This window comes from Micrococcus sp. HG099, assembly GCF_024723355.1.
In the GTDB taxonomy this organism is placed as follows: Bacteria; Actinomycetota; Actinomycetes; order Actinomycetales; family Micrococcaceae; genus Micrococcus; species Micrococcus endophyticus.
In genome coordinates this window covers 1-10,398 of sequence record NZ_JANQCJ010000085.1, presented here as the reverse complement: position 1 = coordinate 10,398, position 10,398 = coordinate 1, and the positions used below count along the sequence as shown (strand labels likewise).

General features: G+C 73.0%; 9 protein-coding genes and 4 tRNA genes. 7 read left to right on the top strand and 6 right to left on the bottom strand.

Annotated elements, in window-relative coordinates; all coding sequences use genetic code 11:
* Window positions 1-733 (bottom strand): PD-(D/E)XK nuclease family protein (locus NWP10_RS08260; RefSeq protein WP_258300529.1); only part of this gene is annotated, 733 nt, incomplete at its 3' end.
* 158 nt (window positions 734-891) lie between these two features.
* Here NWP10_RS08260 and NWP10_RS08255 point away from each other — a divergent pair.
* The 4 genes from NWP10_RS08255 to NWP10_RS08240 all read left to right on the top strand — a co-directional run bounded on the left by NWP10_RS08255 (window position 892) and on the right by NWP10_RS08240 (window position 1,291).
* Window positions 892-965, top strand: a tRNA-Gly gene (locus NWP10_RS08255).
* 18 nt (window positions 966-983) lie between these two features.
* Window positions 984-1,054 (top strand) — tRNA-Cys (locus NWP10_RS08250).
* 58 nt (window positions 1,055-1,112) lie between these two features.
* Window positions 1,113-1,184 (top strand) — tRNA-Val (locus NWP10_RS08245).
* A 30-nt stretch (window positions 1,185-1,214) separates the two neighbouring features.
* Window positions 1,215-1,291: transfer RNA gene (locus NWP10_RS08240), tRNA-Gly, on the top strand.
* 139 nt (window positions 1,292-1,430) lie between these two features.
* On the opposite strand, the gene zapE is transcribed toward NWP10_RS08240, so the two are convergent.
* Complete coding sequence (gene zapE, locus NWP10_RS08235) at window positions 1,431-2,492, bottom strand: cell division protein ZapE (RefSeq protein ID WP_258300528.1); 1,062 nt, start codon at window positions 2,490-2,492, stop codon at window positions 1,431-1,433.
* 229 nt (window positions 2,493-2,721) lie between these two features.
* Between zapE and NWP10_RS08230 the strand changes: the two genes are divergently transcribed.
* The 3 genes from NWP10_RS08230 to ybaK all read left to right on the top strand — a co-directional run bounded on the left by NWP10_RS08230 (window position 2,722) and on the right by ybaK (window position 4,685).
* Window positions 2,722-3,615, top strand: a complete 894-nt coding sequence (locus NWP10_RS08230; RefSeq protein WP_017489681.1) for a sulfurtransferase — start codon at window positions 2,722-2,724, stop codon at window positions 3,613-3,615.
* Window positions 3,616-3,693: 78 nt separating this feature from the next.
* Window positions 3,694-4,158, top strand: a complete 465-nt coding sequence (locus NWP10_RS08225; protein ID WP_017489680.1) for a SufE family protein — start codon at window positions 3,694-3,696, stop codon at window positions 4,156-4,158.
* Between the two features lie 8 nt (window positions 4,159-4,166).
* Entirely contained in the window at window positions 4,167-4,685 is a 519-nt protein-coding gene (gene ybaK / locus NWP10_RS08220) for a Cys-tRNA(Pro) deacylase (RefSeq protein ID WP_158493405.1), read from the top strand.
* Window positions 4,686-4,737: 52 nt separating this feature from the next.
* On the opposite strand, the gene NWP10_RS08215 is transcribed toward ybaK, so the two are convergent.
* The 4 genes from NWP10_RS08215 to thrS are packed head-to-tail and all read right to left on the bottom strand — an operon-like array spanning window position 4,738 to window position 10,200.
* The gene (locus NWP10_RS08215) at window positions 4,738-6,867 is read right to left on the bottom strand and encodes an acyltransferase family protein (RefSeq protein WP_258300527.1); all 2,130 of its coding nucleotides are present in this window, start codon (window positions 6,865-6,867) and stop codon (window positions 4,738-4,740) included.
* A gap of 26 nt (window positions 6,868-6,893) precedes the next feature.
* Window positions 6,894-7,505, bottom strand: coding sequence for a phosphatidylinositol phosphate synthase (pgsA, locus tag NWP10_RS08210; RefSeq protein WP_017489482.1), 612 nt, complete (start codon window positions 7,503-7,505; stop codon window positions 6,894-6,896).
* Complete coding sequence (locus tag NWP10_RS08205; RefSeq protein WP_017489481.1) at window positions 7,505-8,185, bottom strand: HIT domain-containing protein; 681 nt, start codon at window positions 8,183-8,185, stop codon at window positions 7,505-7,507. Before NWP10_RS08205 ends, pgsA begins: the two co-directional genes overlap by 1 nt.
* Window positions 8,182-10,200, bottom strand: coding sequence for a threonine--tRNA ligase (gene thrS, locus NWP10_RS08200; RefSeq protein WP_017489480.1), 2,019 nt, complete (start codon window positions 10,198-10,200; stop codon window positions 8,182-8,184). The genes NWP10_RS08205 and thrS overlap by 4 nt, the downstream gene beginning before the upstream one ends.
* Window positions 10,201-10,398 lie beyond the last annotated feature (198 nt).

Here is a 10,398-nt window from a genome sequence, read left to right as displayed (position 1 = left end):
GCACGCCCGGGTTGGCCTGGTGCACGGCCACCTCGGTCTCCCCCAGCGCGACGCCGAGCAGCATCTCCGCCTGGCCGTGCCGCCACTCCTCCCACGTCCCGGCCTCGGCGTCCACGAGGGACTCCTCCGCCTTCAGGCCCGCGGTGAGCTGCATGACGACCTTGGGGTCGAGGGCCTTGACCCGGCCGTCGCGGCCGGTGCCCTTGGTCTTGTAGTCGATCAGGCACAGCCGCCCGCCGATCCGGGCCACGAGGTCCAGGGTGCCGGCGTAGCCGACCGTGTGGTTCCACACCGTGATCTCCGCGGCGAGGGGGCGCACGTCGTACAGGTCCCACCACTCGTCGAACCGGTCGGCGTAGGCGCCCTCCCCGTGCTCGATGAGCTTGGCCCGCGTCTCGGCCAGCGTGTGGGGCCTGCCCAGCGCGCGCTGGGCGACCTGCTCGGCGTAGTCGTGCACGCGGTCCCCGCGCTCCGCGGCGGCGTCCCGGTAGCGCGCCGCGGCGTCCGCCGACTGGCGGGCCACCTGCTTGAGCCGGGCCGCCGAGCCCACGGATTCCGCCAGGCGCGGATCCTGGGTGACGGACTGGGCGGCCATCCAGCCGATCCACCCGTCCAGGTCCGTGCGCTCCATGCCGATCACCGTGGTGATGGACGGGACCTCGGGCAGGCCCGTGAGGGAGCGCGCGTACATGCGCCCGAGGGGGGTCTGGTGCGCGAGGCGTGGCTGGGTCATGGTCAGCCATTCTGGCAGGCGCCGCGGACGCCGGATGGGGCCGTCCACGACGCGCCCGGAGGCCGATTTTGCATCCGGGCGGACATGCCCTAGAGTTCTTTCTCGTTGGAAAACGCAGTGCAGGAGCCCGAGAGGGCGACTGAATGCGGCACCGACACGCGGATGTAGCTCAGTTGGCTAGAGCGCCACCTTGCCAAGGTGGAGGTCGCGAGTTCGAATCTCGTCATCCGCTCGCTCAACCTTCACCCCTGGTCGGGTGGCCGAGAGGCGAGGCAGCGGCCTGCAAAGCCGTATACGCGGGTTCGAATCCCGTCCCGACCTCGCAGGCTCCTCCGACCAGGAGTGGCGGCATGTTCACCACCTCCTCGGAGGTGGACGAGCGCGATTGGCGCAGCGGTAGCGCGCTTCCCTGACACGGAAGAGGTCACTGGTTCGATCCCAGTATCGCGCACGGAGAACGGTCCGTGAGGACTGATCTCATGCGGATGTAGCTCAGTTGGCTAGAGCGCCACCTTGCCAAGGTGGAGGTCGCGAGTTCGAATCTCGTCATCCGCTCCACATCGAAGGCCCCCTCCCACCGGGAGGGGGCCTTGGTCGTGTTGGACTCGGTCGTGCCTGCCTCGGTCGTGCCGGCGGTCAGGCGCCCGTGCGGACAGGCCTGCGGCGCGGCCGGGGATCCCCCGGCCGCGCCGACGGGTCACTTCTCCTCGGCGATGCCCAGCTGGCCCTCCCGGACGAGGGCGGTCATGCGGGAGACCGTGCGGAAGTACTTCTTCATGTACCCGCCGTGCATCATCTCCTGCGTGAACAGGTCGTCGAACGGGACGCCCGAGGCGACCACGGGCACGTCCTTGTCGTAGAGCCGGTCGGCGAACACCACGAACCGCAGGGCGGTGGCCTGCTCCGTGATGGTCTTCACGTCGTGCAGCGCGATCACGTCCACGTCCTTGACCAGCTCGCGGTACCGCGAGGGGTGCACGCGGGAGAGCATGGCGGTGAGCGCGTCGAAGTCGTCCACGGCCAGCACGCCGGCGTCCGGGAAGTTGGCCTCGGCGGTGGAGACCACCTGGTCGTCCGGCAGCGGGTCCGGGGCCGCGGAGAGGCCGCGGTGGCGGTAGTCCTCGCCGTCCACCCGGATGACCTCGAACTGCTCCGCCAGGACCTGGATCTCGCGCTGGAAGTCCTGCGCGGCGAAGCGGCCCTCGCCGAGCGAGCCCGGCAGGGTGTTGGAGGTGGCCACGAGGTGCACGCCCGCGTCGGCGAGCTCGCGCATCAGGCGGGACATCAGCACGGTGTCCCCCGGGTCGTCCAGCTCGAACTCGTCGATGCAGACCAGCGTGTACTCCTTGAGCACGTCCACGGCCTTGCGGAAGGACAGGGCGCCCACGAGGTTCGTGTACTCCACGAACGTGCCGAAGGCCTTGGGGCCCGGGGCGGCGTGCCAGGTGGAGGCCAGCAGGTGGGTCTTGCCCACGCCGAAGCCGCCGTCGAGGTAGATGCCCGCCGGACCCGCGGCGCGCTTGCGCCCGCCGCCGAACAGGCCGCCGAGGAATCCGCCGCCGGAGCCGGAGCCGCGCCCGAGGGCCGCCGCGAAGCGCCGCAGCCGCTCCACGGCCTGCGCCTGGGAGGGGTGCGCCGGGTCCGGGATGTAGGTGTCGAAGGACACCTCGCCGAAGCGGTACGAGGGGTGGAAGCCGGCCAGCAGCTGGTCCGGCGTGACCTGCGGCGAACGGTCGGCGAGGTGGACGATCTGAGCCACGGGGGCGCTCCCAGGGTCGACGGAGGGGACTGAAGGGCCATGCTATCCGCCGCGGGCCCGCACCCGTATGACCTCGCGTGTCCGCGACTGAGGCCTCCCTATCCTCTTACGTGACACGGATGTGCCGTAATCTGGCGCGCAGGGCACGGACAGGGCACCCCGCCGTCGTCGTGCCGCCCGACCCGACGGGCCCCGCGGGCCCGCCCCCGACGCGAAAGAAGGCAGCATCATGACCGAGACCGCCGCCGAGTTCTCCCAGTACGCGCACCCCGAGAAGCTGGTGAGCACCCAGTGGGTCGCCGACCACGTGGGCGAGGAGGGGGTGGTGGTCCTCGAGTCCAACGAGGACGCCCTCCTCTACGCCACCGGTCACATCCCCGGCGCCCAGCGCATCGACTGGCACACCGAGCTCAACGACCCGGTGACCCGCGACTTCATCGGCCCCGAGGCGTTCGCCGAGATGGCCGCCTCCAAGGGCATCTCCCGCGACACCACCGTGGTGTTCTACGGCGACAAGTCCAACTGGTGGGCCGCCTACGCCCTGTGGGTGTTCACGCTCTACGGCCACGAGGACGTGCGCCTGATGAACGGCGGCCGCGACAAGTGGATCGCCGAGGGTCGCGAGACCACCCGCGAGGTCCCGACCGTCGCCCGCGGCGAGTACCCCGTGGTCCCCCGCGACGACACCACCGAGCGCGCCGCCCGCGAGGACGTGCTCCAGGCCGTCGGCACCACGCCGCTGATCGACGTGCGCTCCCGCCCCGAGTACACCGGCGAGACCACCCACATGGCCGGCTACCCGCAGGAGGGCACCCTGCGCGGCGGCCACATCCCCACTGCCGCCTCCGTGCCGTGGGCCCAGGCCGCCAACGAGGACGGTACCTTCAAGTCCCGCGAGGAGTTGGAGGCCGTCTACCGCGACGGCGCCGGGCTCAAGGACGGCGACGACGTGATCGCCTACTGCCGGATCGGCGAGCGGTCCTCCCACACCTGGTTCGTGCTCAAGCACCTGCTCGGCCACGAGAACGTCCGCAACTACGACGGCTCCTGGACCGAGTGGGGCAACAGCGTGCGCCTGCCCATCGCCGTCGGCGAGGAGCCCGGCGCGGCCCCGGCCCGCTGATCCGGCCCCGCACCGCGACGCGAGATCGGCCCCCGCCCGCCCGGCGGGGGCCGATCGCTGTCACTAGACTGGCTCACCATGACCCAGAACCACGCCGTGCCCGCCGCCCTGGCCGAGATCGTCGACGATTTCGCCGGGGTGCCCGACGCCGAGAAGCTCGAGCTGCTGCTCGAGTTCGCCGACGAGCTGCCCGCCCTGCCGGAGCGCTACGACGGCCACGAGGCGGAGATGGAGCAGGTCGTGGAGTGCCAGTCCCCCCTGTTCCTGGCCGTCGAGCTGGAGGGCGAGGACGAGCCCGGCCCCGAGTCGGTGGTGCGCCTGTTCATCACGGCCCCGCCCGAGGCCCCCACCACGCGCGGCTTCGCCTCCGTGCTGTCCCAGGGCCTGGACGGGCTCACCGCCCGCCAGATCGTGGACGTGCCCGAGGACATCCCCTCCCGCCTCGGCCTGGCCAAGGCCCTCACGCCGCTGCGCCTGCGCGGCATGTCCGCCATGCTCGGCCGCATCAAGCGCAACGTGCGCGAGCAGACCGGCGTCGCCTGAGCCGCCCCGTGGCGAAGACCGGACGCGGCCGCGGCAGGGCGCACGGGGCCGCCACCCCCGCCGTCGCCGCCCTCGAGACGGCCGGGGTGCCCTACACGCTGCATACGTTCGAGGTGGACCTCGACGCCGGCGGCGAGCGGTTCGGCGTCCAGGTCGCCCGGGCCATGGGCGTGCCGCCGGAGCGCATGTTCAAGACGCTCATGGTGGCCGCCCCGGACGGGGGCCTCGCCGCGTGCGTGGTGCCCGTGTCCGGGCAGCTGGACCTGCGCGCCGCCGCCGCGGTGCTGGGTGTGAAGCGGCTGGCCCTGGCGGACCTCGCCCTCGTCGAGCGGCGCACCGGCTACGTGCGCGGGGGCGTCTCCCCCCTGGGCCAGCGCCACCGCCACCCGGTGCTGCTCGACTCCTCCGCCCTGGACGCCCCCGTCATGTACGTCTCCGGCGGGCAGCGCGGCCTCGACCTCGAGCTGGCCCCCGCCGACCTCGCGGCGGCGACGGACGCCGTCGTCGCGCCCATCGCCGCCCGCTGAGTCGGGCCGCGCCGGGCCCGGGGCCACCCGGGCGGGCGGGATCACCGCCGCGTCAGGGCAGCAGCGCCTCGATCTGCTCGCCGAGCTCCGGGGCGAGGGTGCGCGCGAAGGTCGCCGTGAAGTGGTTGGTGTCGAAGAGCACGAGCGCCTCGCCGATCACAGGAGCGCACGCGTCCTCGCCGGGGCAGACGAGGTGGTTGACGTCGACCAGGCCCCACTGCGGGTCCGCCGCGGCCGAGGCGGCGGCCGCCTGCAGCGCCGGGGCGCCGGACTCCTCGATCCCCTCCGCCTTGCCATAGGCGCAGGCGGCCGGGTCGTCGCGGTGCTGCTCGAGGCAGCGCGGCATCGACGTGTCGGAGCGCGGATTGTCCATGAGCACGGCGAGGCGGCCGGCGGCCGGGGTCAGCTCCCGCCACGCCGCGGCCATCGCCGCCGCGGGGTCCTCCGCCACGGTCTCCCGCCGGGCGCCCGTGACCAGCACGAGGTCCGGGTCGAGCCCGTCCACGACGTCGGGCAGGGCGCGGTTCCACTCGTCGCACTCCGGGTAGGGCTCGCCGTCCTCCAGCACGCCCGCCGTGGTGACCACGCACGAGGCCTTGGTGTGCGAGACGACGCGCCAGCCGCGCTCCTCGGCGAGCACCTCCAGCGGGGCCGTCCACTGGCTGGCATGGGAGTCGCCCACCACGAGGATGACGGTCTCGGAGTCCGGGTCGCCGAACTCGCAGGCCTCGGGCTCGACGTCCTCGTAGCCGAGCTGGCAGCCGGCCACGTGCGCCGGCGAGCGGTCCTCCTTCGCGACCGCCGGGTCCGGCACGATCCGCATCCCGGCCGCCAGCGCGGCCATCGGGTCCTGCCCGTCCATGACCGCCCGGGCACCGGCCACGGGGGACTCCTCCCCCGGGCGCGCGGGGGCGAGGGCCGCGCCGGCGGCGAGCACGAGGGCGCCGGCGGCGGCGACGGCGGCCATCCCGAGCCCGCCGCGGGTCAGCGCCCGACGACGGCCGGCCAGCAGGGACCCGTGCATCGCGGGCACCTCCACCCAGCGGCGCAGCGCCCAGGCCAGCCCGACGGAGACGACGGCCAGGATCAGGCCGAGCCACAGCGGCAGCCGGCCGTCCGGGAAGCGCCAGGCGGCGAGCGTCAGCACGGGCCAGTGCACGAGGTAGAGGGAGTAGGAGAGATCGCCGACCCACTGCATGGGCCGGGTGGCCAGGAGCCGGGCGGGGTGCCCGGGGGTGCTGCCGTCCTCGTGGGCGCCGGCGAGGATCACCAGCGCCGAGCCGACGACGGGCAGCAGGGCCACGCTGCCCGGGTAGGCCATGGCCCCCGTGATGAGCACGAGGGAGACGGCGATCATGCCCAGGCCCGCCCAGCCCAGCACTGTGCGGACGGCGGGCCGGATGACGGGCAGCACGACGAGCGCCGCGGCCAGCCCGGCCCCCAGCGCGAGCTCCCACACGCGGGTGGTGGTGACGAAGTAGGCCGCGCCCGGGTCGGACGCGGAGTACGAGACGGAGTGCACGAACGAAGCCAGACCGATCACGGCCGAGGCCAGCAGCACCCGGCGCGCGGCCACCGGAGCCGAGGGCCGTCGTCGTGCGCCGGCGTCGGCGTCGGGCGCGGCGTCACCGGCCCCGCGACGGCGCAGCGCGGCGACGCCCACCGTCACCAGGATCAGCAGCAGCGGCCAGACGAGGTAGAACTGCTCCTCCACGGCCAGCGACCAGTAGTGCTGGAAGGGGCTGGCGGCCTCCTCCTGCGCGAAGTAGTCCGTGCTCTCGCGGGCGAAGAGCCAGTTGACGACGCTCAGGGCCGAGGCCACGGCCACGGAGCCGAGCCGGGTCCACTCCGAGACCGGATAGACGAGCAGGCCCGCGGCGACCGTCAGGACGATCACCGCCAGGGCCGCCGGCAGGATGCGCCGGGCGCGGCGGGCGTAGAACTCGGCCAGCCCCACCCGCCCCGTGCGGTCCACCTCCTTGAGCAGCAGGCCCGTGATGAGGAAGCCGGAGATGACGAAGAAGACGTCCACGCCCACGAAGCCGCCGGGCAGGGCGGTGACGCCCGCGTGGAAGACGAGCACGGACAGGACGGCCACGGCGCGCAGGCCCTGGATGTCGCCGCGGAAGCGGTGCAGGCCCAGTCCGGGGGTGAGGGCGCGCGGGGTGTCGGCGGGGGTCATGTCTCTCCTGGGAGGGTCGGCGCGGCTCAGGCCGCGCGCCGCGTCTGCCTGCGCACGGCGGCCACGCGCTGACCGACGGTGACGAGGGAGGCCGCGGCGAGCAGCCCGAGGGTGGCGGCCAAGAAGGCAGGGGGCAGGCCGAGGCCGGTGAGGCCGGCGAGCACGAGCGCGGCCACGAGGCGTTCGGCGCGCTCGGCGATGCCCACGTTGGCCGTGAGGCCGAGGGCCTCGGCCTTGGCGCGCACGTAGGACACGAGCATGCCGAGGGCGAGGCAGACCGCCGCGAGCGTGCCCACCGCCGGCTCGCCGCCGACCCCGAAGCCCCACAGGCTCAGGCCGAGGAACACCGCGGCGTCCTGCACCCGGTCCAGGGTGGAGTCCAGGAACGCGCCCCAGCGGCCCGTGGTCCCGGCCTCGCGGGCCATAATCCCGTCCACGAGGTCCGAGAACACGAACGCCGTGATGAACAGGGTGCCCCAGAAGAGCTCGCCCAGGGGGAACAGGACGAGCGCGCCGAGGCTCACGCCGAGCGTGCCGACCACGGTGACGGCGTCCGGGCTCACCCCCGCGCGGAGGAGGGCGCGGGCCACCGGCGTGAAGACGCGGGTGGTGGCCCCGCGCGCGTGACGGTCCAGCATCAGGGGCGGTCCTCGTCCCCCCGGCCGGCGCGCTCGGCCGCGGCCCGCGCGTTCGCCTCCTGGCGCCGCGCGTGGTCCGCCGCGGCCTCGTCCCAGACCCCGGCGAGGATCTCGCGGGTCTCACCGAGGGTCTGCGACATGTTCTTGGTCCGGGCGATGATCGGCAGGAAGTTGCCGTCGCCCGTCCACCGGGGCACGACGTGCTGGTGGAGGTGGGCGGCGATGCCCGCGCCGGCGACGGAGCCCTGGTTCATGCCCAGGTTGTAGCCGGCGGCCCGGGTGGCGTGCCCGAGGGCGAGCATGGCGGTCTGCGTCAGCTCCCCCATCTCGGCGGCCTCCTCCGCCGTGGTGTCTGTGTACAGGGGCACGTGGCGGTACGGGCAGACGAGCAGGTGGCCGGGGTTGTACGGGTACAGGTTCAGCACCACGTACGCCGCGCGCCCGCGGTGGACGATGAGGGAGTCCTCGTCCGAGCGCTGCGGGGCCGCGCAGAACGGGCAGGTGTGCTCGTCCTTCACCTGGTCCGAGCCCTGGGTGACGTACGCCATCCGGTGGGCGTTCCAGAACCGCTCGAACGCGTCCGGGGCGCCGGGCAACGCGAACCCGTCCGTGGCGGACGCGTCAGCCGACGCGCGGGCGAGGTCCCGCGCGTCAGCGTCCGAGGCCTCGGGCCTGGTCACGGCGTCGCCTCACGCTCGCGCACGGCCCGCACGATGCGCTCGATCGCCTCGTCCACGGGCACGCCGTTGTCCTGCGACCCGTCCCGGAAGCGGAAGGAGACGGCGCCGGCCTCGGCGTCCTCGCCGCCGGCGATGAGCACGAACGGCACCTTCTCCTTGGAGGCCGTGCGGATCTTCTTGGGGAACCGGTCCGAGGAGTCATCCAGACGGGCCCGGATCCCCTCGGCGCGCAGGCGCTTCACGACGTCGCCGAGGTAGTCGGCGAACGCCTCGGCCACGGGGATCGCCACGACCTGCTCGGGGGCCAGCCAGGCCGGGAAGGCGCCGGCGTAGTGCTCGGTGAGCACGCCCAGGAAGCGCTCGATGGACCCGAACAGGGCGCGGTGGATCATCACCGGACGCTGGCGGGAGCCGTCCGGGGCCTGGTACTCGAGGTCGAAGCGCTCGGGCAGGTTGAAGTCGAGCTGGATGGTGGACATCTGCCAGGTCCGCCCGATCGCGTCTTTGGCCTGGACCGAGATCTTGGGGCCGTAGAACGCCGCGCCGCCCGGATCCGGGACCAGGTCCAGGCCGGAGGCCCGGGCCACCTCGTCGAGGGTGCGGGTGGCCTCCTCCCAGATCTCGTCCGAGCCCACGGACTTCTCGGGGTCGCGGGTGGACAGCTCCAGGTAGAAGTCGTCCAGGCCGTAGTCCTTGAGCAGGTCCAGCACGAAGTTCAGGGTGGTGGTGAGCTCGTCCTTCATCTGCTCGCGGGTGCAGTAGATGTGGGCGTCGTCCTGCGTCATGCCGCGCACGCGGGTCAGGCCGTGCACCACGCCGGACTTCTCATAGCGGTAGACGGCGCCGAACTCGAACAGGCGCAGCGGCAGCTCGCGGTACGAGCGGCCGCGAGACCGGAACACCAGGTTGTGCATGGGGCAGTTCATCGGCTTGAGGTAGTAGTTCTGCCCCTGCCGGGTGACCTCGCCGGTCTCCGGGTCGCGCTGCTCGTCGATCTGCATGGGCGGGAACATGCCGTCCGCGTACCAGTCGAGGTGGCCGGAGGTCTCGTAGAGGTGCTGCTTGGTGATGTGCGGGGTGTAGACGAACTCGTAGCCGGCCTCGGTGTGGCGCCGACGGGAGTAGTCCTCCATCTCCTTGCGGATGATGCCGCCCCGCGGGTGGAACACGGGCAGGCCGGAGCCCAGCTCGTCCGGGAAGGAGAACAGGTCCAGCTCGGAGCCCAGGCGGCGGTGGTCGCGGCGCTCGGCCTCGGCCAGGCGCTCCTGGTAGGCCTTGAGGTCCGCCTTGGTGGGCCAGGCGGTGCCGTAGATGCGCTGCAGCTGCTTGTTGTCCTGGTTGCCCAGCCAGTACGCCGCGGCGGAGCGGGTGAGGGCGAACGCGTTGGAGATGAGCTTGGTCTGAGGCAGGTGGGGGCCGCGGCAGAGGTCGCACCAGACGGCGTCGCCGGACTTGCGGTCCACGTTGTCGTAGATCGTGATCTCGCCGGCGCCGACCTCCACGGAGGCCCCCTCGCCGGCGGTCGCGGCGTCGTTCTTCTTGCCGAGCAGCTCGAGCTTGTAGGGCTCGTCCGCCATCTCGGCGCGGGCCTCGTCCTCGGTGACCACACGACGGCGGAAGGCCTGCCCGGAGTTGATGATCTTCTGCATCATCTTCTCGAGGGTGCGCAGGTCCTCGGGGGTGAAGGGCTCGGCGACGTCGAAGTCGAAGTAGAACCCGTCCGTGATGTACGGGCCGATGCCGAGCTTGGCGTCCGGGCGCAGCTGCTGCACGGCCTGGGCCATGACGTGGGCGGTGGAGTGGCGGAGCACGTCCAGGCCGTCCTGCTCCGTGATGTCCACGGACTCGACGGAGGCGCCGCCGGGGATCTCACGGGAGAGGTCCCAGAGCACGCCGTCCACTCGCATCACGACGGTGGTGGACTGGTCCCGGAAGAGCTCCAGGCCGGTGATGCCGTGCGCCACCTCCCGCATCTGTCCGTCCACGGTCAGCAGGATGTTGTTCGGCTCCGACACGGTGCTCCTTCGAGGTCTGGCTTCGGGATCGGTGGCATACGGGGGCCACCGTCGGCCGCGTCCCATTCTAGGGGCGCGCCGGGACCACGACGGGACGGGGCGTCACCCCGGCGGGCCGTCCGCCGTGCCGGGGGCGACGGCGGCCGGGCGGTCGCCAGGGCGGGGACAGCACGGTCCACGGCGGGGGCAGCCGTCGGA

Excerpts from the sequence above, each read along its gene's own strand:
- NWP10_RS08230 (WP_017489681.1), top strand. The coding sequence starts at position 2,722 with ATGACCGAGACCGCCGCCGAGTTCTCCCAGTACGCGCACCCCGAGAAG.
- NWP10_RS08225 (WP_017489680.1), top strand. The coding sequence starts at position 3,694 with ATGACCCAGAACCACGCCGTGCCCGCCGCCCTGGCCGAGATCGTCGAC.
- NWP10_RS08215 (WP_258300527.1), bottom strand. The coding sequence starts at position 6,867 with ATGACCCCCGCCGACACCCCGCGCGCCCTCACCCCCGGACTGGGCCTG.
- pgsA (WP_017489482.1), bottom strand. The coding sequence starts at position 7,505 with ATGCTGGACCGTCACGCGCGCGGGGCCACCACCCGCGTCTTCACGCCG.